Here is a 24,319-nt window from a genome sequence, read left to right as displayed (position 1 = left end):
CAACTTTGCGTCGTAGATCCACGGAATAAGCAGCGCCCATGATGGCCTCCTCAAGGTGGCGAAGCTCATGGTTAGACCGCTTTAATTCCTCTACATTCCTCCGTCTAGCATTCCGACAACCGCGTTAAGGCAGATCCAAACAATGAAGGCTGAGTTGGAGGTGGATGACGAAGACAGTTGCACGAGATGACGATTAATGGACCTTCATTTCTGATGAGCTATCGCATGAGCCTACAACTGTTACCACTTAGGCCGCTTGCCATCGGAGCTTATCGAACCGCTATCCCAAGCCGTATAGTGATAGACGTTACTCTTCTAATATTAAAGCGTGTCATCAATCAAGCCAGATGACGGCGGCAGCGATATGGATCGCACCGAGGAAATTGTAGGCGGTCTTGTCGTCGAGGGTGGCAATGCTGCGATATTGCTTGAGCTTGTTGAGGAATTGCTCAGTCAGGTAACGGGTCCGATAGAGGTGCTTGTCATAGTCGCGTGGGTGTTTGCGACAGCGCTTGAAAGGGATTACGACGTTCTTGCCAGCGTCGCACAAATGATTAATTACCTCACTTGGGCATCGTAGGCTTTGTCGGGAATGATTGTGGCCCTTGGCGTGTCGGGTAGTAAGGCATCGGCCCCTCCAGGTCATGGGCATGTCCCGATGTCAGGTGAAACTCGGTCGGATTGCCCAGCACAACAACAGTGGCGTGGAGTTTCGTGCTCAGCCCGCCACGGCTGCGGCCAATCGCTTTGGCTTGGGCGCCGCCTTTTTTGCGTCGGCGCTATGTTGATGCGCGCGCACGATAGTGGAATCAATCATGGCGTATTCATTGTCAGCATCAGCCGCCAGCGCCTCGAAAGTACGTTACCAGACGCAGCTCTTGCTCCAGCGAGAGTGCAGGGTATGGATCACTCGAAATTCACCGAAGCGCTCCGGTAAATCACGTCATGGGATGCCTGCAGGGTAGCGGTACAGAACCGCTTCCACAAACAGGCGATTATCTTTGGCCGTAGGGCCGACATGTCTTTCCTGACCGGGCAGCCAATCCTTGATTTGCTCCCACTACTCGTCCCGCACTGGCTAACGATGACCAAAAAAATAAATAAAGCGCTTTATGCGCTGAAAAAACTAATTCGACAGCACCGAACGAAGCAACGTTGGAGTCAAGCGCAGCCTACGTGCTGACTGTAGCAGTCACGTCATTGGAAATAGAAGCTGTTCGAGCAAGCCGCCATGACATAGAGCCGGCTGCAAAGCCGCCGGCTAGGTTATGCCGAAGATCGGGGCACCGGAATATGGCCACGGTTATATATGAATATGGGCTACGACTATTTAGTCGCACAAGACGGAGTTTGAAATGTGTATCTGGTGGCGCAGATATTTCCATGAGATAAGAATTGTCAGCAAAAGAGATGCCGTGGGGCAAGGCCCTCTTTCCTCGTGGCCCAGCGTTGTCAAAGATGACCAAATCACCTCCTTCACTTGGTGATCTCTCGCAAAAACTGCGCTCGTACAAACCTTGGCCTGCAGCACCCGTCTCCGGTCTCATCGTCTGCAGTACCGCGTTATTGCAATGATCGGTAAATAAGGTTTTGTATGCCTAGAGATACGTTGCGATGAGATTGTGGAAACTCCGGCGCTTGAGTTCCCCATTCATCATTGACCCTGCATAAACGTACAGGATATGGAACTTTCAAGCGCTGAAATTTAACTCAGGGCACGGTTGGCATTACAGTTGTTGCGGATGAAGGATTTCTCCTCCGTTTTCCCAGTGTGTTTGTCTTCAACGTAGTCCTATCCCGGAGAGGGATGATGAATGTTCAATTGAAAATCATCGGTGATCACTTATTCAATTCGATTAACGAACAGTTGCTGTCGTTAAATGAGGCATTCCGGAATATGTCCCGCCATATTAATCCGCTTGTCGTGCACTTAACGCCACTTGGGGAGCGTAGAAGTATCGCTGATATGATTTTGCAGAATGATGTCGCTTCAATTGTGTTGATGCAGGTTAGTAATATCTCTTCAATCGAAGCTCTTCAGTCATCAGAACGCAAAGAACTAATGGTTTTGCGCAGCGAGACCGGAACCTTGCTAAAGGTTGCCCCAGTTATCGTGGTTATGGAATCTGAGAAAGTTATTAGCGAAACGCGTGATATGCCGGAGATTGTTTCTGATTGGATTTTCAATCCCATCAGCGTTCCAGAACTAGCCCACCGGATTTATACCGTATTGAAAAGGAAAAACCTGCTGAAAGCTCGGCTACATTTTGGTGCGCTGACGCTTCTTTCGGAAGTGCGTACGCTGCTTTTCTTTGGTAAGTCCATACATCTCACACGTTCGGAATTTGCCCTTGCAGAGCTTTTTCTTAGTCAAATGGGCAGTGTAATTCCATTTTCCGATCTCGTATTGCTTTTCCGGTCGACCGGCAAGTCTACAGAGGGAAGCAATATCCGTGTAACGATTTTTCAGTTGCGTCTGAAGCTAGAGATGCTTACAAAAGGCCAGTACACCGTTGTGAGTGTCTATAAACAAGGCTATTGTTTAAAGCAGAAAACTCGTTCTACGCTCAAGGAGGTCTCGGACAGTTTCGAAGACCGGTTCGACAAAGAAGGAAGGTATGCATTGCGGTAAGGCAAAACGCAGGGAAATTTTCACCTTCCGTTTCTCACGCCTTCCAGTATAATTCGGCGTATCGTTGAGATTCGAGCTAGTTGTGGTGCAGTATCAGTCTGTCCTTCCTTACTTGGTTGAAACGATCCAACGGGCGCAAGCCTACTTTAACTAACAATAGGAAACATCATGGCAACTGGTACTGTTAAGTGGTTCAATGACTCGAAGGGCTTCGGTTTTATCACCCCGGACGAGGGCGGTGAAGACCTTTTCGCACATTTCTCGGCGATTCAATCGACCGGCTTCAAGTCTCTCCAAGAGAGCCAGCGCGTGTCGTTCGATGTGGTAACTGGTCCAAAGGGCAAGCAAGCCGCAAACATTCGTCCGGAATAAATTTTTTGGTTGCACCAAGCTACGGTGCGGCTGATTCCAAAACCCCGTCGCTAGACGGGGTTTTTGTTTTTTCTAGTATGCATCATTTTCTGCAGTGCTTCAAACGCTCACCAGCCCTCGCTTCATCCAGTTGGTATCAAGCTTCTCCGGCATCCCATGGCGGTTAGCGTACTTGATGAATATTGCAAAGCGGACCATTGCTAGACGAAAAGCTTGAGCTGTAGCGTCTTCCACAAGTGTTGTCGTCATCCACATTTTTAAATGTGGGAGAGTGAAAAGGTTGTGTGGCAGGAAGCTCAGCGACACTTCCCCTCATATTTATCTGCGAAAGGGATGCGCACCAATAACGCGTATTACAAGCGCTACATTTAGCTCTCATATCTCCGCTTGTCCGCGATTGACCCGGTATTTAGACAACGATGCCTTCCTCCGCATAACCCGGGGGCGCAACGACGAAGAGCCTCCTCCGGCAGCAAGGTTACCGTTGGTTGCAGATGGCAAAAGCGTGCCGATTGTCGTGCGTTTTGTGACGCGAGGCTAAGCCAGTTCATATGGTCAATAGTCAAGCTCTGGGAAAAACTGTGCAATTCCTGGCGACAGTTTCGAAAGCTTCGCACCCTGTGCAGTCTGACACATTACAAGACCTGTGCAAGCTCAAGCGCTGCCAAGTTAGTTGACCTTATTTGCTAGCGGCCTATCGAATCCTACCTGATGCCGTACCCGGTTCTTATCGTGCGCTGCATGCCCAGTACATCACCTATCTCTGTTCCGTCGCTATGCTGCGCCATCACATCGATCAAATCATCACTTTTTATACTTCATCGTTCTGGCTAGGTTAAGCACAAATTGTGTCCATCTGCTGGACATTGTCATCAATGCATTCGGCATTCGGAAAAGCGTAAGCCTACGCACACGCGCGATTCCGGCCCACGATAAATGCGTGGTTTCGAAAATCTAAAGGATGTTCGAAGACCTTTCTGTGAAGAATGTGGCCAGGAGAAAGGCAGGCTTCTTGCAGAAGTGGAGTGTTGCTACTGCGACACACTTTAACTAAAAATCGATATCCCAAGCGTTTGCCAAAATGAGATGTTGCTTGTTTTAAAACTTGCTCCTACACTTGGTGCGCGCATAAATTCGAGAGTATCAGAAGCGCTTAATCAATATTAATCCAGCATTTTGGAGGATGACCATGAAGAACTGGACAACAGCGTCTGTAGCCGCTGCATTGCTCGCCTGGAGTGCGGCAAGTATGGCAGCTGATGCCATCCGTATCGGCGTATCAGGACCATTTACCGGCGGATCAGCACCGATGGGTGTGTCTATGCGTGACGGTGCCAAGCTCGCAATCGCGGAAATTAATGCGCAAGGTGGAGTTCTTGGTCGCAAGCTCGAAGCGGTCGAACGGGACGATGAAGCCAAGAATGAACGGGGCGTTCAAGTCGCGCAGGAACTGATCAATAAGGAAAAAGTCGTCGCAACCGTCGGCTTCATTAATACTGGCGTTGCGCTGGCGTCCCAACGGTTTTACCAGGAAGCGAAGATTCCAGTTATCAACAACGTAGCGACCGGAACCGTCATCACTAAGCAATTCGCGGACCAGCCGGAGAACTATGTGTTCCGCACTTCTGCCAACGACCTGATCCAATCTTCAATGATCGTGGACGAGGCCGTAAAGAAAAACAAATTTACCAAAGTAGCCATTCTTGCGGACTCCACCAATTACGGTCAGCTCGGCCGCGAAGACCTGGAGCGTGCGCTGGAAAAGAATGGCATCAAGCCGGTAGTCGTCGAGAAATTCAATATCAAGGACGTCGACATGACCCCGCAGCTGCTGAAAGCAAAGTCGGCGGGGGCGCAAGCGGTTCTGACTTATGGTATCGGACCTGAGCTCGCACAAATCGCCAACGGCATGGAAAAGCTGAACTGGAAAGTTCCAATGATCGGCAGCTGGACCTTATCGATGGCAAACTTCATCGACAACGCCGGCAAGAATGGTGAGGGCACACTGATGCCGCAAACCTTCATCCAGGATCCGAACACCCCGAAGCGCAAGGCTTTCATTGACAACTATGTCAAGACTTACAAGCCAGCCGGCGGTCGTATTCCCTCACCTGTCTCGGCAGCACAAGGTTACGACTCCATTTATCTGCTGGCGGCAGCGATGAAGCAGGCAGGTAGCACCGAGGGCCCGAAAGTACGCGCAGCGTTGGAAAATCTGAACGATAAAGTCGACGGTGTCGTTACTTCGTACAGCAAGCCGTTCAGCAAGGACGACCACGAAGCAATCAAACCTGGCATCCCGGTCTTCGGCATGGTGAAGGAAGGCCGCGTGATTCACGCCGCCCAATAAAAGAAGAAAGCCGGCCAAAGCCTTGGTCGGCAGTAGGCCTTGCAAGGGCCGGTCCTCGCTTTGCGAGCGCCGGCCACTTTTTCTCGACGCTCGGACGAACTCATGGACATACTGCTGCAACTCGTTTTCAGCGGCATCGCGCTAGGCATGATTTACGCGGTGATCGCTTTCGGTTATCAACTTACGTTCGCCACCTCGGGCACCCTTAATTTCGGACAGGGAGAGGCCCTGATGCTCGGAGCGCTCGTTGGCCTGTCCCTTGTAGGGAATGTGCACGGCGGACCGTTTCTCAATTACTGGATCATGATCCCTCTAGTGATCGTCTTTGGCGCATTGCAGGGAGCGTTCGTCGAATGGATAGGCGTGCGCCCGGCTATCCGCATCAAATCGGAATTCGGCTGGATCATGTCCACGATCGCGCTGGCGATCATCTTCAAGAATGTCGCGGAAAACATCTGGGGTAAGGACGATCTGACCTTCCCGTCGCCGCTGTCGGCAGCGCCTTTTCAGGTGCTTGGCGCGAATGTTCAGCCCATGCAGGTGGTTGTTGTACTAGGTGCGCTGGCAATGATGTTTGCAGTGGAGCTGTTCAACCGCAAATCAATCTATGGCAAGGCGGTCGTGGCCACATCGAACGACCGTGATGCGGCAGGTCTGATGGGCATCAACACCCGCATGGTGATTACCTTTTCCTATGCCTTATCCTCGGCCACGGCTGCGTTCGCCGGCGTACTGGTCGCACCATTGACGTTGACCGGATCCACCATGGGATCTGCTCTCGGACTGAAGGCATTCGCCGTTGCGATCATTGGTGGCCTGACGTCCGGCATGGGAGCGATTGTCGGGGGACTGATACTCGGCATTGCAGAAACGTTGACCGGCTTCTATATCTCCACTGGATACAAGGAAGTGCCGGGACTGCTGTTGCTGTTGCTGGTACTTGCGGTTAAACCAGCCGGCCTGTTCGGCAAGACCGCCATCAAGAAGGTGTGACGATGAAGCTGAAATCGCTCGCGATATACGTCGCCGGGATAGCCGCGCTCGCCCTGTTCCCACTGGTGGTACACAATCCTTACTACGTACATCTGGCCGAGACCATCCTGATCTACGCGATCCTGCTGTTCGGTCTCGATATCGTGGTTGGCTATACCGGGCAGGTATCGCTCGGTCATGCCGGCCTGTTCGGCATCGGATCCTATGCCACAGGCGTATTGGTGTTCAAGCTGGGTATGCCACTCTTTGTGGCGCTGCCGGCAAGCATTGCCATTACCGCTGTCTTTGGCGCCGTGCTGGCATTGCCCGCATTGCGCGTGACAGGCCCATACCTCGCGATGGTAACCCTGGCCTTCGGCACCATTATCCAGATCTTGATCAACGAGATGACCTTCCTGACCGAAGGGCCGCTTGGCATCAAGATTCCCAAGCCAACGCTGTTCGGCATCAAGCTCGGTGAAGTCGGCTTTTTCTATGTCGTCGCTGTGTTGATGGTGCTCTCCCTGATCGTCGTACATCGCATTCTGAAGTCGCATCTCGGCCGGGCTTTCCAGGCGCTGCGTGACAGCCCGATCGCATCGGACTGCATGGGTGTATCGGTCTATCGTTACAAGGTCTATGCGTTCGTGATAAGCGCTGCGCTGGCTGGGCTTGCCGGTGGACTGTATTCCTATTCCGAAGAGTACATCTCGCCGAATACCTACAATTTCGAGCTGACTATCCTGTTCCTGCTTGCGGTGATCATGGGCGGGCGCAAGAGCCGCACTGGCTCCCTGCTGGGCGCCTTCATCGTCGTGATGCTGCCAAGCCTGCTTGCGGACATCAATCTGTTCCGTCAGCTTGCCACCGCCGCAGCAGTCGTCATGGTAATTTCAGCCATCGTGCTCGTCGCCCGCGGCCAGCGCACGCCGCGCGCGGTGGCAGTCCCGGTGCTGGCCACTGTCGGCATGGCGCTCTTCGCCTGGCAGCTGGAAAACATCGTCGATTGGCGCTTGACCATCTTCGGTCTGATGACGCTGTTCGTCGTGTACTACCTGCAGGACGGCATCGTCGGCTTCGTCAACAGCATCTTTGGTCGTAGCGGGCGCGTCGCGCATGGGGCTAGCGTTTCCGCCAGCGAGGGCAGCGCCTGGGCGGCGAACACCGAAGTCGGCGGCGACGCCCATCTGTTGCGGGCCAAGGGCGTGCTGATGCAGTTCGGCGGCCTCAAGGCGCTTAACCGCGTCGATCTCGACGTGGTGCGCGGCTCCGTGCATGGATTGATCGGGCCCAATGGTTCGGGCAAGAGCACGATGATGAACGTGCTGACCGGCATTTACCGGCCTACCGATGGCGCCGTCGAATTCGGCGGCAAGACCATCTCCGGACTGACGCCGTCGGCAATCGCTCTCGGCGGAGTAGCGCGCACTTTCCAGAACGTGCAGCTCTTCGGCGAAATGACCGCGCTGGAAAATGTGCTGGTCGGATTGCACCACACGTTCAGAAGCACGGTGCTGGACGTGATGCTGCATACGCCGCGTTATCGGCGCGAGGAAGCGCAAGCGCGTGAACGTGCAGCGGGCATCCTGCAGTTCGTCGGCCTGGCATCTCTTGCGGGAGAAGAGGCGCGCAATCTGCCGTACGGCAAGCAGCGCGTGCTCGAGATTGGCCGGGCGATGGGTCTGAATCCGGCGCTACTCCTGCTCGACGAGCCGGCGGCAGGCCTTACCGCACCTGACATTCGAGAGTTGGTGGCGATCATCCGCAAGATACGCGAGCATGGCATCACCATCATTCTGATCGAGCATCACATGGACGTAGTCATGTCGATTTCCGACACCGTAACCGTTCTCGACTTTGGACAGAAGATCGCTGAGGGCAAACCGAATGCGGTGCAGTCCGATCCAAAGGTCATCGAGGCCTATCTCGGCGGCAGCGCCGAGCAGACTGCGCCGGGCGCGCCCGGCGAGCCCGATGAATCCGACACCATCCTGGCGAGGAGCTGACATGCTGACCATATCTAATCTGCACGCCGCATACGGCAAGGTTGAAGTGCTGCATGGCATCTCGCTCGACGTACCAAAAGGCCAGGTAGTAACGCTGATCGGCAGCAATGGCGCCGGCAAGACCACGACGATGCGCGCCATATCGGGCATGATCCGGCCGAAGGAGGGAACGGTAAGCCTGAACGGTAAGGATGTCACCGGTCTCGATTCGCACCGTATCGCCCGCGCGGGTCTTGCGCATTCGCCTGAGGGCCGGCGTGTCTTTGCCACCATGAGCGTAACCGACAACCTGCTGCTCGGCGCTTTCCCGCGCTTTACGCGCTCCCGTCCGCGCGGCGATATCCGCGCCGACCTCGAGCGGGCGCTGGAGCTGTTCCCGCGCCTCAAGGAAAGGCAGACGCAGCTTGCCGGCACCTTGTCCGGTGGCGAGCAGCAAATGCTGGCGATGGCGCGCGCGGTAATGCTCAACCCCGAAGTCATTCTGCTCGACGAACCGTCCATGGGTTTGGCGCCGATTCTGGTCGATGAAGTCTTTCGCATCATCGAACGTCTGAAGGCGAGGGGAGTGACGATGCTGCTGGTGGAGCAGTTTGCCGCCGCAGCATTGAACGTGGCCGACTATGGCTATGTGCTGGAGAACGGTCGCATCGCGGTGCACGGTCCTGCGGAAAAGCTCAAGAACGATCCGGCGGTGCAGGCGGCTTATCTCGGGGGTGGACAGGCGCATTGACGGCACTGGGTAGCCTCGCCGTCGCTATTGACGGCGAGGCGTTTCGCGCATGCGGCCGAGTCAACCACACGCGCGAGACGCTATCCCTGTGCAAAACCTATTCGCACTTCACCGCGCTGCCTATGCGGCCAAGCCCCAGCGACGGCGCCAGTAATCCGGCGCCGCATAAGCGCGGCGAAGAAATTCGACAAAGGCCCGTATGCGCAGTGGCAGATGCTGGCGCTGCGCAAACACCGCATAGATCGCATTGCCCGGCGCCGCATATTCATCCAGCACGGTCACCAGTCTGCCCGCCTCGATTTCCGCGCCTACCTCCCACATTGACCGCCATGCCAGGCCCTTGCCGGCCAGCGCCCAAGCATGCAGCACCGCGCCGTCATTGCAGGCCATATTGCCAGTGACTTTCAGCGTGACGTTGCGGCCGTTCTGACGAAAGCTCCAGCCGCGTTGACTGCCTTCATTGTTGATTGCCAGGCAGTTATGCATCGCCAGGTCATCCAGAGACTGCGGCTTGCCGTGTCGCTGCAGATAGTCGGGAGAGGCCACCACGACGCGGGTGTTGTCCGCAAGCTTTACGCCAACCAGCGCTGAATCCGAAAGAGAAGCGATGCGGATGGCCACGTCCACGCCTTCGCCTATCAGATCGACGATGCGGTCATTCAGATTCAGTGTGGCAGTCACATCGCGGTGCTCGGCGAGGAAGGACGGCAACAGCGGCGCGACATGCTGCCGACCGAAGCCAGCCGGTGCCGAGATCGTCAAGGTGCCGCTGGCCTTGAGACTGCGTTCGGCGACTGAGGCTTCCGCGTTCTCGAGATCGGCAAGGATGCGCTGGCAGCTTTCCAGAAAGGCGGTGCCTTCGTGCGTCAGCGCGATCTTGCGGGTGGTCCGCTGCAGCAGCTTCACGCCCAGGCGTCCTTCGAGCGCATCGAGGCGGCGGCTGATCATTGCCGGCGCGACGCCTTCCGCGCGGGCCGCCGCCGAGAGGCTGCCCTTGTTGACGACATCGACGAAAGTGGAAATCTGCTTGAACTGGTCCATCCTGCGGTTTCAGTAGGGGAGTGGGAGGCGGGCTGGCAAGGATAGCGCCGCGGATCGTTGCCGCGCAAGCATGGCGAAAGCTTGCGCGGCAACGATTCTGAAAGCAGGGCCGATGACGCGATACGGCTGCTTACGTAGGGTGGGCGTAGCCCACGCGTTGCACATACAAGGTGCTGCCGCGTGGGCTGCGCCCACCCTACGCATTCGAGACGGCGCGGACTTGGACCCGGCTAATCGGCAATGGGCGCGCCATGCGCATCGAAACGCCGCATCACGCCGTCGCGCCCCAAGGCGAGCCAGCCGCCGCGCACGGACTCGGTGTCGCCATCCCAGTCCGGCAGCACGTAGCGCAAGCCGCCAACATGCTGATGCAAAGCCGGGCGGTGTGTATGCCCATGCACCATGATCTGCGCACCAGTCGAGGCAAACAGCGCGTCGATGGCCTGCGTGTTCACATCCATGATCTCCATCGTCTTGACCTGCTGCGCTGCACGACTCCCTTCGCGCATGCCTTCGATGATGGCCTTGCGCTTTTCCAGTGGCTGCGCCAGAAAGGCCGCCTGCCACATGGGTTGCCGCACCTGTGCGCGAAACGCCTGGTAGTCATGGTCGTCGATGCATTGTGCATCTCCATGCACCAGCACCAAGCGCTTGCCCGCGATCTCTTCGACATGCGGTTCTGCAAGCAAGGTAAGTCCAGATGCTTCGGCAAATCCGCTGGCTACAAGGAAGTCGCGATTTCCGCCGAGCCAGTAAAGCGCGACACCGGCATCGGCCACTGCACGCAGAGCCGCGACGATGCGAGCGGGGAAGGGCGAGCTCAGATCATCGTCGCCCGCCCAGTATTCGAAGAGATCCCCCATCAGATACAGTCGCGGCGAGCGCTTCGCATGCTGATCGAGGAAGGACAGGAACAGCTCGACCGTACCCGGCATGGCCGCCTGCAAGTGCACATCCGATACGAAAAGCGCAGCCGCTTCGGGCTGCGCCTTGTCGTGCGGATGCGAGTTGGTTTGCGCATCCATGGGTAAATCGTCAGACCACTTCGGCCTTTTCGATCACCACGTCTTCTGCAGGCACGTCGGAGAACATGCCCTTGCGCGTGGTCTTCACCTGGCGGATCTTGTCAACCACGTCCTGGCCTTCAACGACCTTGCCGAAGACTGCATAGCCCCAGCCATCCTGGCCCGGGTAGTCGAGAAAGGAATTGTTCTTCACGTTGATGAAGAACTGCGCGCTGGCCGAATGCGGATCCGAGGTGCGCGCCATCGCGAGGGTGTACGGCTCGTTCTTCAAGCCGTTCTTGGCTTCGTTTTCGATCGGCGCATTGGTAGGCTTCTGCTGCATGCCCGAAGTGAAGCCGCCGCCCTGGATCATGAAGCCGTCGATCACGCGGTGAAAGACGGTGCCGTTGTAATGGCCGCTCTTCACATAGTTGAGGAAGTTCTCGACTGTTTTCGGCGCCTTTTCCGCGTCCAGTTCGATCTTGATGTTGCCGTGGTTGGTGGTAAGAAGAACAGCCATGATGATTCCTTGTTGATGGTGAAAAATCTGCCCGCATGCGGGCGCTTGCCTTACTTGACGACCTTGGCCGATTCGATGACGACCGGAGTATTCGGCACATCGCCGGGGCCGGTCTCGACTGCCTTGATCTTGTCGACCACTTCCTGACCCTTGATCACCTTGCCGAACACGGCATAACCGTAACCATCCTGACCCGGGTAATTGAGGAAGGCATTGTTCTTCACATTGATGAAGAATTGCGCGGTTGCAGAATTCGGATTCGAGGTGCGTGCCATTGCGACCGAATACGGCTCGTTCTTCAAACCGTTCTTCGCTTCATTCTCGATTGGCGCGCGGGTCGGCTTCTGGCGCATGCTGGCGTCAAAACCGCCGCCCTGGATCATGAAACTGTTGATGACGCGATGAAAAATCGTGCCGTCATATTGACCGCTCTTCACATACTCGAGAAAGTTCTCAACCGATTTGGGCGCCTTCTCGGGATACAGTTCCATCGTGATGTCGCCCATGCTGGTTTTCATCAATACTTTCGGCGCATCGGCCGCGAAGCTGCCGGCAACGGCGCCGGCGAAGGTGGTTCCTATGATGAGGCGCAGAATGGTGCGACGGGTGAATGCCATGGGGATGTCCTGTGGTTGCGATGAGATTGTCGGAGGTGGCTGGAACTGCTGAGCCCTGCATGCCTTGCTTGCGATTACGGCGGCGCCGCTCGGACCTGATGCTATACTGCCGCGCGACGCATTTTATCAAAAAGACTCAAACAAGCTTTCTGACGGCCTTGTCGCATCGTCGCGATGCATTGCTCTCCCGGCCGCGGTCGGCATGCGCAATGCGCGGCGGCATGCGGCAGTTCCGGCATCTCTCGTTTCGCTCATGACTGACCTCAGGATCTACAACACGCTGACGCGTGAAAAGCAGAGCTTCGCTCCCATCGAACCCGGCAAGGTGCGCATGTATGTATGCGGCATGACGGTCTACGACTATTGCCACCTCGGCCATGCGCGCGTGATGGTGGTGTTCGACATGGTGCAGCGCTGGCTGCGCGCAAGCGGCCTGGAAGTCACCTATGTGCGCAACATTACCGACATCGACGACAAGATCATTCGTCGCGCGGTCGAGAATGGCGAAACGATTGCGCAGCTCACCGATCGCTTCATCGACGCGATGCATGAAGATGCCGACGCGCTCGGCGTGCAGCGTCCCGATCACGAACCGCGCGCCACCGCGCATGTGCCGCAAATGCTGAACCTGATCGGCATGCTCGAGCGCAACGGCCTGGCTTACCAGGGTGGCGATGGCGACGTGAATTACTCGGTGCGCGACTTCAAGGGCTACGGCAAGCTGTCGGGCAAGTCGCTCGACGATCTGCGCGCCGGTGAACGCGTCGAGGTCGGCGGCGGCAAGCGTGATCCGCTCGACTTCGTGCTGTGGAAATCGGCCAAGGAGGCTGAGCCGGAAGAAGTGAAGTGGGAGTCGCCGTGGGGGCGTGGCCGTCCCGGCTGGCACATCGAATGCTCGGCAATGTCCTGCGAATTGCTCGGCGAACATTTCGATATCCACGGCGGCGGACAGGACCTGCAGTTCCCGCATCATGAGAACGAAATCGCGCAAAGCGAAGGCGCGTTCCAGCAGCCCTTCGTCAATGTCTGGATGCACAATGGCTTCGTGCGGGTGGACAACGAAAAGATGTCGAAGTCGCTCGGCAATTTCTTCACCATCCGAGAAGTGCTGCAGACGTACGATCCCGAGGTGGTGCGCTTCTTCATCCTGCGCGCTCACTATCGCAGCCCGCTCAACTATTCGGATATGCACCTGGACGATGCCAAGGCCGCGCTGACCCGGCTCTACACCGCGCTGAAGGAAGTGCCGGCCGACGACGCCGAGCTCGATCAGTCTGAGCCCCATGCGCAGCGCTTCGCCGAGGCGATGAATGACGACTTCAATACGCCGATCGCGATTGCCGCGCTGTTCGACTTGGCCAACGAGATCAATCGTGGCCGCGATGCGGCGCTGGCTCGGCAATTGAAGCGCCTCGGCGGCGTGATCGGACTGTTGCAGCGTGCGCCGCAGGAATTCCTGCGTGGCGCTGGCGGCGGCGACGATGCGGCGATCGAAGCCAGAATCGCCGCGCGCGTCGAAGCCAAGCGCGCGAAGAATTTCGCCGAGGCCGATCGCATCCGAGCCGAACTGCTGGCCGAAGGCATCGTGCTGGAAGACCGGCCCGGCGGCGTCACTGAATGGCGCAGGGCTTAAGCGCATGGCAAAGACCAATTTCGGCGATGGGCCGACCTTCGTGCCGCCCTATTGGGAAGACGCAAAGATCGAGCTGATGAAGCGCGACCGCATCATGAAGCGCCTGATACCGCAGTTCGGCGACATGCATCTGGTCGGGCGCGGCGATCCGTTCACCACACTCGCGCGCTCGATCGTCGGGCAACAGATTTCGGTGAAGGCGGCGGAAACCGTGTGGCAGCGGCTGCTTGCGCTGTGCACCCGCTGCACGCCGGCCCTGGTGCTGAAAGCCGGGCCGGAACAGCTTGCCTCGTGCGGGCTGTCGCGGCGCAAGGCCGAATACATTCTCGACCTTGCGGATCATTTCAAGGCGAAACGGGTCCATGTCGACAAGTGGGCGGACATGGACGACGAGGAAGTGATCGCGGAACTGCTGCAGATCCGGGGCATCGGCCGCTGGACCGCGGAGATGTTCTTGATCTTTAACTTGCTGCGGCCTAATATCTTGCCCCTTGACGATGTGGGATTGCTTCGCGGCATCAGCATCAATTATTTTTCGGGAGAGCCGGTTTCTCGCAGCGATGCGCGCGAGGTGTCCGCAAACTGGGAACCCTGGCGTACTGTCGCCACCTGGTATTTGTGGCGCAGCCTCGAACCGACGCCAGTGGAATACTGAGCGTTTCGACATCGCAGTCATCCCGACCATCCACGTGTTGCACCCCAAAGGAGGCACGGTGAGCAAAATAACGTTTCTGAATTTCGAGCAGCCGATCGCGGAGCTGGACTCCAAGATCGAAGAACTGCGTTTCGTGCAGGACGATTCCGCGGTCGACATCTCCGAAGAGATCGACCGCCTGTCGAAGAAAAGCCAGCAGCTGACCAAGGACATCTATGCGAAGCTGACCCCCTGGCAAGTCGCGCAGATCGCGCGCCATCCGCAGCGGCCCTACACGCTGGATTACGTGAATGAAATCTTCACCGACTTCCATGAGCTGCACGGCGACCGCAATTTCGGCGACGACCTTTCCATCGTCGGCGGCCTGGCCCGTTTCAACGGCCAGTCCTGCATGGTGATCGGCCATCAGAAGGGCCGCGACACGAAGGAGCGCGCGCTGCGTAACTTCGGCATGCCCAAGCCCGAGGGTTATCGCAAGGCCATGCGCCTGATGAAGCTGGCAGAGAAATTCAATCTGCCGATCTTCAGCTTTGTCGACACCCCTGGCGCCTTTCCCGGCATCGACGCCGAAGAGCGCGGCCAGTCCGAGGCGATTGGCCACAACCTGTATGTCATGGCGGAACTCAAGGTACCGTTGATCGCCACCATCATCGGCGAGGGCGGCTCCGGCGGCGCGCTGGCGATTGCGGTCGCCGACTCGGTGCTGATGCTGCAATACTCGACCTACTCGGTGATTTCGCCGGAAGGCTGCGCATCGATCCTGTGGAAGACCGCCGAGCGCGCTTCCGATGCCGCCGAGGCATTAGGCCTGACCGCGCATCGCCTGAAGGCGCTGAACCTGATCGACAAGATCGTCAACGAACCGCTAGGCGGCGCGCATCGTGATCCGAAAGGCATGGCTGTGATGCTCAAGCGCGCGCTCGCCGACAGCCTGCGCCAGTTCCAGGGCATGAAACCGCGCGAACTGCTGGATGCGCGCCATGCGAAGCTGATGAGCTATGGCAAGTTCAAGGAAATCTCGCAACCCGAGTAATCCGTCCGATATCGCGAGCGCATTCGAACGCGCGCTGGGAGACATCCTGGCGCGCGTTCGCGCTTTGGGGCGGGATCCATCGCGTATTGCCATCGCCTACAGCGGCGGGCTCGACTCGAGCCTGCTGCTGCATCTCGCATGCCGCTATGGAAAGCAGAACGATATCGAAATCATCGCTTGCCATGTGCACCATGGCTTGTCACTGCATGCCGATGCCTGGCTGGCGCATTGCGAGGCGCAAGCGCTTCGGCTTGGCGCTGCCTTCGATTGGCGTCGCGTTGCTCTCAATCTCGAAGGCGGTCACGGGGTAGAGGAGGCTGCGCGTCTCGAGCGTTACCGCGCTCTGGCGCAGATGTGTGAACGCAGCGGCGCGTCACTCGTCCTGACCGGCCATCATCAGGACGACCAGGCGGAAACCGTGCTGTTGCAGCTCATGCGCGGCGCCGGCCTGCCGGGCCTCTCGGGCATGGGCGTATTCCAGGAGCGGCATGCCTTGCTTGGACCGAAGGTCGCGCTCGGCCGGCCCTTGCTTGGCATCTCGCGCGCTGCCCTGGAGACGGCGGCGCGCGCGATTGCCCTGTCCCATGTCGACGATGAGTCCAATGCCGATGTGCGCTATAGACGCAATGCGGTCCGCCACGCGGTCGCTCCGGTGCTGGAACGGCACTTCCCCGGCTATGCCGCCGCGCTGTCGCGAAGCGCTGCCCATGCGCAAAGCGCGCAAGCGCTGCTGCGCGACCTTGCCGAACTCGACCTTGGGCACTGCGGCGCTTCAGACTGGAATGCGCCGCTCGATGCCAACAGCCTTGCGCGTTTGCCCGCGCGCCGCGCAGACAATCTGCTGCGTCATTGGCTGCAGCACCAGGGCGTGAGCCTGCCGAGTACGGCGCGCATGGACGAGATGCGTGCACAGATGCTGAATGCTGCTTCGGATGCGCATCCTGAAATCGACTTCGGCGGGAAGGTGCTGCGTCGCGTGCGCGGCGACCTGATCATTGCCGCGCGGCGTGATGCGCCGCCGCAGGACGACATGCTGTTGCGGTGGCAGGGCGAAGATGAGATCGCGGTGCCGCAGTGGGGAGGGAGCCTGCAGTTCCTGCGCGACGAGGGTTGCGGCATTCCAATCGAACTGCTGCATGAACATGGTCTGCTGCTGCGGCCGCGTCGCGGCGGCGAGCGCTTGAAGCCGGCACGTTCGCGGCCATCGCGCAGTCTGAAACTGCTGTACCAGGAAGCAGGAATTCCGCCTTGGCGCAGGCTATGGTCGCCGCTGGTCTACCTGAATGAAAGTCTGGTGTTCGTCGCGCAACTGGGCATGGATGCAAGGCATGCGGAGGAGGGCGGTATCGTGCTGCGCTGGCGTGAAAACCAGGACGGTCGCTATGCCTAGTGGTAGCGCCGATATGGCCCGGGTGCTTGCGCATGGCGGTCGCTTACCATTCCTTCGACTTCTTGTCACGTCTTGTTGCGGCATGTAAAATCCCGCGTTTGTTTGCCATCCCTTCCTTTTCCCTCCCATGGCCCTGATCGTACATAAATACGGCGGCACTTCGATGGGCTCGACCGAGCGCATCAAGAATGTCGCCAGGCGCGTCGCCAAATGGCATGACGCCGGTTATCAAATCGTTGTGGTGCCGTCCGCCATGTCGGGCGAAACCAACCGCCTGATCGGCCTGGCCAAGGAAGTGATGGCACAACCGGATCCGCGCGAGCTCGACATGCTGGCTTCCACCGGCGAACAGGTGTCAGTAGCGCTGCTGGCGATGGCATTGCAATCCCTGGGCAAGGACGCGGTGTCCTATGCCGGCTGGCAGGTGCCGATCAAGACCGATTCGGCCTACACCAAGGCACGCATCCAGTCGATCGACGACGCCAAGGTCCGCGCCGATCTCGATGCCGGCCGCATCGTCATCATCACCGGTTTCCAGGGCGCCGACGAAGCGGGCAACGTCACCACGCTTGGTCGCGGTGGCTCGGATACTTCCGCCGTTGCGGTAGCTGCGGCGATGAAGGCGCAGGAATGCCTGATCTATACCGATGTCGATGGCGTCTACACCACCGATCCGCGCGTGGTCAGCGAAGCGCGTCGGCTGCGCACCGTGACCTTCGAAGAAATGCTGGAAATGGCATCGCTGGGTTCCAAGGTGCTGCAGATCCGCTCCGTCGAATTTGCCGGCAACTACCGCATGCCGACCCGGGTGCTGTCCTCGCTGACCGACCCGATGATCCCGCTGGAAGAAGAAGCCAACTCCGGCACCCTGATTTCGTTTGAGGAAGACACGCACATGGAACAAGCCACCATCACCGGCATCGCCTTCAGCCGTGACGAAGCCAAGATCACCGTCATGCAGGTGCCGGACCGCCCCGGCATCGCGTTCCAGATTCTCGGCCCGATCGCCGAAGCCAACATCGACGTGGACATGATCGTCCAGAACCAGTCCGTGGATGGCAAGACCGACTTCACCTTTACCGTGCCGCGCAACGACTATCAACGCGCGCTGGACGTAGTCAACAGCAACGTGAAGTCCCTGATCGGCTCGGGCAATATCGTCAGCGATTCCAGGGTGTCGAAGGTATCAGTGGTTGGCGTTGGCATGCGCAGCCATGTCGGCATCGCTTCGCAGATGTTCCGCACGCTGTCGGAAGAGGGCATCAACATCCAGCTGATCTCGACTTCCGAGATCAAGATTTCGGTGCTGATCGATGAGAAGTACATGGAGCTCGCCGTGCGCGTGCTGCACAAGGCATTTGGCCTCGAGAAAGCCTGATATCGGATTGACCTATTCCCCGACAGCAGTTAATATTCGGGGCCTCGCAACACCGGGCTTGTAAAGCCGGAAACGTGTGGAGACGTGGCCGAGTGGTCGAAGGCACTTCCCTGCTAAGGAAGCATACGGGCTTAAACCTGTATCGAGGGTTCGAATCCCTCCGTCTCCGCCAAGGACACAGTAAACAAGCGGCTTTCGGGCCGCTTTTTCTTTTCTACCCCCAAATCTACCCACAAACCGGTTCTTCTACTGGCCATACGTCTCATCTGGCCCTTTCCTCTAAGTCTACTGATCTAGACGCTGCTTGGTCTCTGAATTGCAGCGACTTGGCTCCGTTGATATTTGGCGTTCTATCACGCCAAGCGCCGCGCGAAGCGCTTGCCGAGTGCACGAAAGAGCGTGACTAGAACTTGGCCGAAAACGAGGCCCTGCGCTACAAGAACGAAGTCCTGCGCGCGCAGATCGAGGTGGAGAAGCAGAGCACGGCCTGCTCGCTGGCTGAACTGCATTAGATAGCAAGGTCCAACCGCGTGAACGCAGGCGCGCCAAGCTCATCGCTGATATCCGCTTTGGCTAACCACCAGCATGCCCGCCATCAGTAAAGCGTGCGTCAGGTATCACAGCCGATAGCCATCGACCTTCGAATTTCCCTTTCGCCTGTCCTCAATCATGAGCCGCGTTATGTGATGCGTCTGCGTCACGGCGCATATTGCTTTAGGCAATCACATTATTTCCATTTTCGTGCGGGGCCGAATTGCTCCACGCAGCTTACCTTTCTCCGCAATCGTCCAACGCGACGCACGTTAAAGGAGAAAACGATGTCCACCACGCTTCTGAAAATTACGGAAGTCGAAAAGCGCGTCGGTAAAAAGAAGTCGAGCATTTATGCGGCCATCCAGGCCGGCATGTTCCCGGCACCCGTGTCGCTCGGCCCACGCTCGAGCGCTTGGGTCGAAGCCGAAATCGAGCAGTGGGTCCAGGAGCGCATTCAGGCCAGGCAGTCCGTCATGAAAGGCCAAGCATGAGCGTACTCGCCGTCAAACAAAGCACGAGCGGCAATGTTCTGCACGAGACCGCCGCTCAGTGCCTGGAAGAACAAAGTGCAGCACGCATCACTTTGAGGGAGTGCCACTAATGAATGCAATGCATCATCCCCAGGTAACCGTTGTTCGCAGCCACACCGTGCTGCTCGGTGACCCTGCAAACGTTTCCCAAATCCTGTGCAAGGTTCAGCAGCGCTGCATACAGGTCTGCATCAAGTTCCCGCCCCCGATCGCCGTTGTCACCAAGGCGCTGACGGCCTCGCCTGATCAGCAGTTCCACCGCCAAAAACGTGACTATGCATTGGCGCTTGCCCGTCGTGGCTTCCATGTGTTCCCGTGCAAGCCGGAGGGCAAAAAGCCACTGACTCTGCACGGTTTCAAGGATGCGTCCGTCAATCCCGAACAGGTCGATGCCTGGTGGGATAAATGGCCCGAGGCGAATATCGGCATGGCAACCGGGATTGTCGACGGCAATAAGCAACTGATCGTTGTTGACGTGGACCCGCGCAATGGCGGTGAAGAGGGCCTCTTTGCCTTGGAAAAGCGTTTCGGAGCATTGCCCGATACCGAAGTCGTGCTGACCGGCGGCGGCGGCTGGCATTATTACCTGTGGGCGCCCGCTGGTATCACCTTCAAAAGCAAGATCGCAGACGGCATCGATCTGAAATCGAGCGGCGGATATGTCATCGGAGTCGGATCTACTCATGCTTCGGGTAAGGATTACACCTACCAAGCATCGTGCGATCCGGAGGACGGACAAGCAATCGCCGATGCGCCGGAATGGCTCATTGAACATTTCGCGAAACAGAACAAACCGGTCGACGCGCCGGCTGTGGCGTCACAAGCCAGCGAGCTGGCCGGTGAGGAAATTCAAGAAATCCAGCGTTTTCTTCATATGCTGCCGGCATCTTGCTCTCGCTCCGAGTGGATCGAGATCCTCATGGCGGTGCACTCCCGCGGTGACGATCCCATGTTGCGTCAGGCCGCAAAGGAGTGGAGCCAAACCTGTCCGGAAAAATATGATGAAGCGGCTTTCAACAAGGCGTGGGATAGCTTTACCGGCGATGGCGGCATCACAATCGCGACACAGGCTTGGAGGGCGAATGAGGCAGGACTAAAGCAGAGCGACGTGTCCGACTTCGACGTCAATGCCATCGATTTCGCTCGGCCTTCGATCGACCCGCAAAAGGACGATAAGCATGCGGAAACCGGCATTGCCACAGCAGGTGCGGGACGAACTAATGATGCGCCACCCGCCCATCTCCTTACCATTCCGGGCGCTCTTGCTGCTTTCGTCAACTGGTACAACGATACGGCGACGCGTCCTCAGCCGTACTTCGGTGTTGTTGCTGCGCTCGCTTTCGCATCGGTTGTAATGGGACGCTTGTATCACACCACGGGGAACAATTATTCCAGCCTGTACTTCCTCATCTTGGGAAAAAGCGGAAGCGGCAAGGAACATCCGAAATGGGCCATCGAGGAAGCACTAGAGGCCGCGGGATTGGGTTGGTTAGTTGGACCGAGCGAGTACTCGTCTGCGAATGCGGTCGATAATATGTTGCGTACGAAGCCGACCCATATCGCTATCATTGATGAGATCGGACTGATCCTCCAAGCCGGAAACGCGAAAAATAACCCTATTCCGGGCACCGCCAAGCGCCGTCTGATGGAAGTGTTCGGCCGTTGTCATGGCGAGTTGCAATCCAAGGCATTCAGCCATCAAGGTCTCACTGCAAAGCAGCTCGCTGCATTGACGATAATCCAATTCAGAATCCCGGACTGACAATTTTCGGCATGAGCACGCCTGAAACGTTTTTTACTGGGGTCGGATCGGGAGCAATGAAGGATGGCTTTTTGAACCGCCTAATTATCGTCCAAACTGACATTGGCCGACAGTTGAGCCACTTCCGCCCACTTGTCGCACCGCCCGAAGAGGTAGTCAACTGGGCAAAAAAAGTCCGACCAATCAATTCTTTTTCGGCCCAGGCCCTCATGGTGAAGCGGCCTATGACAAGCGTCCTGAGCTTATACAAATTGAGTTCACCGAAGCCGCGAGGCAGCTCTGCGAGGAATTTGAACGCTTCTGCCATACTCGCCAGGACCAACTTGAGGTTTTCGGGATCAGCGAGATGTTCAGCCGCGTGCGTGAGGTTGCCATGCGCCTGTCCCTCATCGTCGCGGTGTCGGACGGCAAAGATGCTATCGAAGCGTCGCATGCTCAATGGGCAATAGACTTTGCGCAATATTGGGCGGACAGGGCAATTTCCGAGTTGATCGCTAAGATTGCCGACACGCCGTTCGCCGCGTTGCGCAACGAGGTAGCGGAGCACGTCATGAAAGCGGGCCTGAGAGGGCTCACCCATGCCGAACTGGCGAGGAAATCGGCACGATTCAAAGGAGCCGACATGAAGCTGCGCAATAGCGTTTTTGAGGTGTTGACGGTGGACCAAGACATGCGATGGGTGACGTACCCGTCGCGAAGTGGTCGAGCTAGGCCTCGCATCGCGTTTGTTCATGTGCCGAAGACTGGCGACGAGGACGATTCCTAAAGTAAGAGACGCTTGTCGTCGGAAACCTAGGCCCGGCGCGGCTTCCCGCAATAGCAGCAATATGAGCGGGGTGGCTAGCCGGGCCATCCTTTTTGTATGAATTAATAAAGAGAAGATAGGTATTTTTTTATTGCCTTTATCGAGGAAAGCCTTTGCTGGCGTGGGTTTTAACCGACAAGGACGATTGTTCTTGTTTGCTTTTGGTTCCAGTTGAAAATTTGAAACTAGGCATTCCTTATGAAAAGCGTTAGTGAGCAACTTTAGCTCAAACGGTAGCGGCGGCAGTTTTCCGTGCGATGAAGAAGGATGATGTGCTAAGTGCGGAAGTGCGGGTCGAATAGCAGCTGCCTGCCTAAACTGGTGTGACAAGGAGGCACATCATGAGCAAATGGACAATGGCCATCATCACGGCAAGGAAGCAGAAGCTGAATGACTCAGCGGCGGGATCAGTATCCCGAGTGAAGGGGGCGATCGCGCATTACTTGGCATCGGTACTTCAGTCCCGGTCAACAGAAACCAGCCGACAACCATCCCCGCCAAATCCTCACCGCAAACACACGTGGATTTGCATCGTTTTTCTGTATCTGTACTTCACTAGGAAGTGAACCATCTTCTTCTATACCGTGACGCGATCTGAGGCGATCGACATGGCCGCCGACGTGTTGAGCGCGTGGGATTTGGAGCGCGATTGTTTTACCTTTACCTACACGTTTGGTAAGGGCTTGCCCCGGATGTCCAATGAGGAGCTGGAAGACTTCCTCGTTATGCTTGCTCGCATCGAGGAGGAGGAAAGCGGATGGGAATCCGGGCTGCTTACCTGCGTTCGATTCAAGGTCGTGCGGGATCATGATGTGACGCGTGGCTGTCAATTCTGCGCGCACTGCGCGAAGACCAAGCGTTCCCGCTCTGGAATCAAAGCGGCCACTGCTTCGTCGAAGAAACAGAAAATCGGACGAGATTTCGAAAAACTCCGGGAGTAAGCAATGGGCGGGATCGGTTCGGGTCGAAAGCTGAAGAAGGCGCTTACCGTCGACGCTGCCTTGCGACTCGATCTGCGGGCGGTTCGGGATCCAGTGGCAAAGCAAGGTGGCATGGGTTGCAGCATCACTTGGTCCATCGGACAGGTGACAACCACTGCGGCCGTTTTCCTGCAGCCTGACGAGGTGGCCGTCGTCCATGATGGTCGGGCGTGCCGCGCGGCCTTGGCATGGCGTGATGGGCGGCTGGGAGGACGATTCCCGGCTCTCCTATGCCCGGGTTGCGCGCGCGAGGAGAAGCTTGTATCTGGCTCCTGACCTCCGCTGCCGCGAATGCCAGGAGCTCGGCTATGCGAGCCAACGAAGCGGGCCAAGCGGCCGGGCGCAACTCCGTATGGCAAAGGTTATGAGCACCCTCGTTGTGGAGACCATTTCGGATCTTGATCTCATTGCCCGGCCGAAGTACATGCGATTGCGCCGTTATATAGCGCTGCTGGACGCGTTGGGCAGCGTATCCGCGTTGAGCTTTCTGTCGGCACGGGACGCGGTCCGGAAAATCGGCGAAAAGCTGGTGGCTGAAGCTTAAAGGAAGAACGGGTTCTGCTGGTTTCAGAACGTCGATGCGGGGGGGGGGCGGCAAGAGGGCGGGGCCTTCCTGAAAGCGGGCAAGTAGATCCATATCTTAAAAATTTCCGCGTCAACTTAAGCGCAAATTTTTCCTGATTCTGTCTTATGGCCTGTCGGTTGCGCTTCCGTCAAAAGATTTTCAGAAGACGGAAAAAGGATTGCGCGAAGTCACAGCTTCGTCGAGGACGCGTCCAATCGTAGGTACTCTCCCCATCGACAAACGCAGCGCATGAGGCAAAGATTTTCAGCAGTACACGGCACGGCGGGTTCATCAACGGCGCGCAAAGACAAGAGGATGAGACATGCACAAAATGTACGGGTATTTGCATAGCTGTGCTGCAGCTGCGCTGTCGTCAGCGCTGCTCTTCGGCTGTGGCGGCGGTGGCGACGGCACCGTTAGCCAGAACGCAGCTGCGACGGGAAGCAGTACCGCACAGGGACAAGCACCAGCGGCGTCTTCAACTGCCAACTCCTCCGGGACCTCCACGGCACCGTCTGCCTCCACCGGGTCTTCCGGCGCCACGGGCACAAGTTCGAGCGGCACGACCACTACTGCGACGCCGGATCCAACCGGCACCGCGACAATCAGCAACGGTAGTGGCATCGATACCCGGGACACCAGCGGCACTGATCCGACAGCCACCCCGGCGCCCGCTGCGGCGCCCGCGAGCGTGACGCCGGCCTATCCCGGAAGCGGATCGGGTCGGGTGCAGGCCGTGAACTAGGCGCGCCTGGCTGCGCCAGGCTTGCGCGCATCGGTATGGGCGGCGCGGATGGGGAAAGATCCCCA

Annotated in this window: 21 protein-coding genes, 1 tRNA gene and 1 pseudogene; 18 read left to right on the top strand and 5 right to left on the bottom strand. The window is 57.5% G+C overall.

Features of this window, described 5'->3' with window-relative positions; translation table 11 throughout:
- Positions 1–334 precede the first annotated feature (334 nt).
- Positions 335–1,051 (bottom strand): annotated as a pseudogene (locus JJB74_RS14650) (IS5 family transposase).
- A 756-nt stretch (positions 1,052–1,807) separates the two neighbouring features.
- On the opposite strand from JJB74_RS14650, the gene JJB74_RS14645 reads away from it, so the two are divergent.
- From JJB74_RS14645 to JJB74_RS14620, 6 genes are all read left to right on the top strand, one after another.
- Positions 1,808–2,632, top strand: a complete 825-nt coding sequence (locus JJB74_RS14645; RefSeq protein WP_200592672.1) for a winged helix-turn-helix domain-containing protein — start codon at positions 1,808–1,810, stop codon at positions 2,630–2,632.
- 168 nt (positions 2,633–2,800) lie between these two features.
- A complete protein-coding gene (locus JJB74_RS14640) occupies positions 2,801–3,004 on the top strand; it encodes a cold-shock protein (protein WP_200592670.1) in 204 nt (67 codons plus the stop codon).
- Positions 3,005–4,193: 1,189 nt separating this feature from the next.
- Positions 4,194–5,354 (top strand): ABC transporter substrate-binding protein, encoded by a 1,161-nt coding sequence (locus JJB74_RS14635; RefSeq protein WP_407672350.1) that lies wholly within the window; start codon positions 4,194–4,196, stop codon positions 5,352–5,354.
- 102 nt (positions 5,355–5,456) lie between these two features.
- A complete protein-coding gene (locus tag JJB74_RS14630) occupies positions 5,457–6,347 on the top strand; it encodes a branched-chain amino acid ABC transporter permease (protein ID WP_200592666.1) in 891 nt (296 codons plus the stop codon).
- A 2-nt stretch (positions 6,348–6,349) separates the two neighbouring features.
- Positions 6,350–8,332 carry a branched-chain amino acid ABC transporter ATP-binding protein/permease gene (locus JJB74_RS14625; RefSeq protein ID WP_200592664.1) on the top strand — a complete coding sequence of 661 codons (1,983 nt, stop codon included), beginning with the start codon at positions 6,350–6,352 and terminating at the stop codon, positions 8,330–8,332.
- 1 nt (position 8,333) lies between these two features.
- Positions 8,334–9,062, top strand: a complete 729-nt coding sequence (locus JJB74_RS14620; protein WP_200592662.1) for an ABC transporter ATP-binding protein — start codon at positions 8,334–8,336, stop codon at positions 9,060–9,062.
- A 120-nt stretch (positions 9,063–9,182) separates the two neighbouring features.
- Here JJB74_RS14620 and JJB74_RS14615 read toward each other — a convergent pair whose 3' ends face one another.
- The 4 genes from JJB74_RS14615 to JJB74_RS14600 form a co-directional block, all read right to left on the bottom strand.
- Positions 9,183–10,103, bottom strand: a complete 921-nt coding sequence (locus tag JJB74_RS14615; RefSeq protein WP_200592660.1) for a LysR family transcriptional regulator — start codon at positions 10,101–10,103, stop codon at positions 9,183–9,185.
- 230 nt (positions 10,104–10,333) lie between these two features.
- A complete protein-coding gene (locus JJB74_RS14610) occupies positions 10,334–11,128 on the bottom strand; it encodes a UDP-2,3-diacylglucosamine diphosphatase (RefSeq protein ID WP_200592659.1) in 795 nt (264 codons plus the stop codon).
- A gap of 10 nt (positions 11,129–11,138) precedes the next feature.
- Positions 11,139–11,627 carry a peptidylprolyl isomerase gene (locus tag JJB74_RS14605; RefSeq protein WP_200592656.1) on the bottom strand — a complete coding sequence of 163 codons (489 nt, stop codon included), beginning with the start codon at positions 11,625–11,627 and terminating at the stop codon, positions 11,139–11,141.
- Positions 11,628–11,677: 50 nt separating this feature from the next.
- Positions 11,678–12,244 carry a peptidylprolyl isomerase gene (locus JJB74_RS14600; RefSeq protein ID WP_200592654.1) on the bottom strand — a complete coding sequence of 189 codons (567 nt, stop codon included), beginning with the start codon at positions 12,242–12,244 and terminating at the stop codon, positions 11,678–11,680.
- 253 nt (positions 12,245–12,497) lie between these two features.
- Here JJB74_RS14600 and cysS point away from each other — a divergent pair, with 253 nt between their 5' ends.
- The 12 genes from cysS (at position 12,498) to JJB74_RS14540 (ending at position 24,254) form a co-directional block, all read left to right on the top strand.
- Positions 12,498–13,877, top strand: coding sequence for a cysteine--tRNA ligase (gene cysS / locus JJB74_RS14595; RefSeq protein ID WP_200592652.1), 1,380 nt, complete (start codon positions 12,498–12,500; stop codon positions 13,875–13,877).
- A 4-nt stretch (positions 13,878–13,881) separates the two neighbouring features.
- Positions 13,882–14,532, top strand: coding sequence for a DNA-3-methyladenine glycosylase family protein (locus tag JJB74_RS14590; RefSeq protein ID WP_200592650.1), 651 nt, complete (start codon positions 13,882–13,884; stop codon positions 14,530–14,532).
- Between the two features lie 58 nt (positions 14,533–14,590).
- A complete protein-coding gene (locus tag JJB74_RS14585) occupies positions 14,591–15,565 on the top strand; it encodes an acetyl-CoA carboxylase carboxyltransferase subunit alpha (RefSeq protein ID WP_200592648.1) in 975 nt (324 codons plus the stop codon).
- Positions 15,531–16,955 (top strand): tRNA lysidine(34) synthetase TilS, encoded by a 1,425-nt coding sequence (gene tilS / locus JJB74_RS14580; protein ID WP_200592646.1) that lies wholly within the window; start codon positions 15,531–15,533, stop codon positions 16,953–16,955. The genes JJB74_RS14585 and tilS overlap by 35 nt, the downstream gene beginning before the upstream one ends.
- A gap of 127 nt (positions 16,956–17,082) precedes the next feature.
- Complete coding sequence (locus tag JJB74_RS14575) at positions 17,083–18,333, top strand: aspartate kinase (protein ID WP_200592644.1); 1,251 nt, start codon at positions 17,083–17,085, stop codon at positions 18,331–18,333.
- Positions 18,334–18,411: 78 nt separating this feature from the next.
- Positions 18,412–18,505: transfer RNA gene (locus JJB74_RS14570), tRNA-Ser, on the top strand.
- A 646-nt stretch (positions 18,506–19,151) separates the two neighbouring features.
- Positions 19,152–19,358: a helix-turn-helix transcriptional regulator gene (locus tag JJB74_RS14565; protein WP_200592642.1), complete on the top strand. Its 207-nt coding sequence runs from the start codon at positions 19,152–19,154 to the stop codon at positions 19,356–19,358.
- A 109-nt stretch (positions 19,359–19,467) separates the two neighbouring features.
- Positions 19,468–21,159 (top strand): bifunctional DNA primase/polymerase, encoded by a 1,692-nt coding sequence (locus JJB74_RS14560; RefSeq protein ID WP_200592640.1) that lies wholly within the window; start codon positions 19,468–19,470, stop codon positions 21,157–21,159.
- Positions 21,160–21,505: 346 nt separating this feature from the next.
- The gene (locus JJB74_RS14555; RefSeq protein ID WP_234484183.1) at positions 21,506–21,925 is read left to right on the top strand and encodes a hypothetical protein; all 420 of its coding nucleotides are present in this window, start codon (positions 21,506–21,508) and stop codon (positions 21,923–21,925) included.
- A gap of 647 nt (positions 21,926–22,572) precedes the next feature.
- A complete protein-coding gene (locus JJB74_RS14550; protein ID WP_200592638.1) occupies positions 22,573–22,905 on the top strand; it encodes a hypothetical protein in 333 nt (110 codons plus the stop codon).
- Positions 22,906–23,308: 403 nt separating this feature from the next.
- The gene (locus JJB74_RS14545; RefSeq protein ID WP_200592636.1) at positions 23,309–23,488 is read left to right on the top strand and encodes a hypothetical protein; all 180 of its coding nucleotides are present in this window, start codon (positions 23,309–23,311) and stop codon (positions 23,486–23,488) included.
- Positions 23,489–23,831: 343 nt separating this feature from the next.
- Entirely contained in the window at positions 23,832–24,254 is a 423-nt protein-coding gene (locus tag JJB74_RS14540; RefSeq protein ID WP_200592635.1) for a hypothetical protein, read from the top strand.
- Positions 24,255–24,319 lie beyond the last annotated feature (65 nt).

The sequence above is a fragment of the Noviherbaspirillum pedocola genome (genome assembly GCF_016632335.1).
GTDB lineage: Bacteria > Pseudomonadota > Gammaproteobacteria > Burkholderiales > Burkholderiaceae_D > Noviherbaspirillum_A > Noviherbaspirillum_A pedocola.
This window is presented reverse-complemented; position numbering and strand designations above follow the sequence as displayed.

Excerpts from the sequence above, each read along its gene's own strand:
- JJB74_RS14640 (WP_200592670.1), top strand. The coding sequence starts at position 2,801 with ATGGCAACTGGTACTGTTAAGTGGTTCAATGACTCGAAGGGCTTCGGT.
- JJB74_RS14615 (WP_200592660.1), bottom strand. The coding sequence starts at position 10,103 with ATGGACCAGTTCAAGCAGATTTCCACTTTCGTCGATGTCGTCAACAAG.
- JJB74_RS14605 (WP_200592656.1), bottom strand. The coding sequence starts at position 11,627 with ATGGCTGTTCTTCTTACCACCAACCACGGCAACATCAAGATCGAACTG.
- JJB74_RS14600 (WP_200592654.1), bottom strand. The coding sequence starts at position 12,244 with ATGGCATTCACCCGTCGCACCATTCTGCGCCTCATCATAGGAACCACC.
- JJB74_RS14620 (WP_200592662.1), top strand. The coding sequence starts at position 8,334 with ATGCTGACCATATCTAATCTGCACGCCGCATACGGCAAGGTTGAAGTG.
- JJB74_RS14565 (WP_200592642.1), top strand. The coding sequence starts at position 19,152 with ATGTCCACCACGCTTCTGAAAATTACGGAAGTCGAAAAGCGCGTCGGT.
- JJB74_RS14560 (WP_200592640.1), top strand. The coding sequence starts at position 19,468 with ATGAATGCAATGCATCATCCCCAGGTAACCGTTGTTCGCAGCCACACC.
- tilS (WP_200592646.1), top strand. The coding sequence starts at position 15,531 with ATGGCAAGTTCAAGGAAATCTCGCAACCCGAGTAATCCGTCCGATATC.
- cysS (WP_200592652.1), top strand. The coding sequence starts at position 12,498 with ATGACTGACCTCAGGATCTACAACACGCTGACGCGTGAAAAGCAGAGC.
- JJB74_RS14645 (WP_200592672.1), top strand. The coding sequence starts at position 1,808 with ATGATGAATGTTCAATTGAAAATCATCGGTGATCACTTATTCAATTCG.
- JJB74_RS14625 (WP_200592664.1), top strand. The coding sequence starts at position 6,350 with ATGAAGCTGAAATCGCTCGCGATATACGTCGCCGGGATAGCCGCGCTC.
- JJB74_RS14575 (WP_200592644.1), top strand. The coding sequence starts at position 17,083 with ATGGCCCTGATCGTACATAAATACGGCGGCACTTCGATGGGCTCGACC.
- JJB74_RS14550 (WP_200592638.1), top strand. The coding sequence starts at position 22,573 with ATGGCCGCCGACGTGTTGAGCGCGTGGGATTTGGAGCGCGATTGTTTT.
- JJB74_RS14555 (WP_234484183.1), top strand. The coding sequence starts at position 21,506 with ATGTTCAGCCGCGTGCGTGAGGTTGCCATGCGCCTGTCCCTCATCGTC.
- JJB74_RS14545 (WP_200592636.1), top strand. The coding sequence starts at position 23,309 with ATGAGCACCCTCGTTGTGGAGACCATTTCGGATCTTGATCTCATTGCC.
- JJB74_RS14540 (WP_200592635.1), top strand. The coding sequence starts at position 23,832 with ATGCACAAAATGTACGGGTATTTGCATAGCTGTGCTGCAGCTGCGCTG.
- JJB74_RS14590 (WP_200592650.1), top strand. The coding sequence starts at position 13,882 with ATGGCAAAGACCAATTTCGGCGATGGGCCGACCTTCGTGCCGCCCTAT.
- JJB74_RS14630 (WP_200592666.1), top strand. The coding sequence starts at position 5,457 with ATGGACATACTGCTGCAACTCGTTTTCAGCGGCATCGCGCTAGGCATG.
- JJB74_RS14610 (WP_200592659.1), bottom strand. The coding sequence starts at position 11,128 with ATGGATGCGCAAACCAACTCGCATCCGCACGACAAGGCGCAGCCCGAA.
- JJB74_RS14635 (WP_407672350.1), top strand. The coding sequence starts at position 4,194 with ATGAAGAACTGGACAACAGCGTCTGTAGCCGCTGCATTGCTCGCCTGG.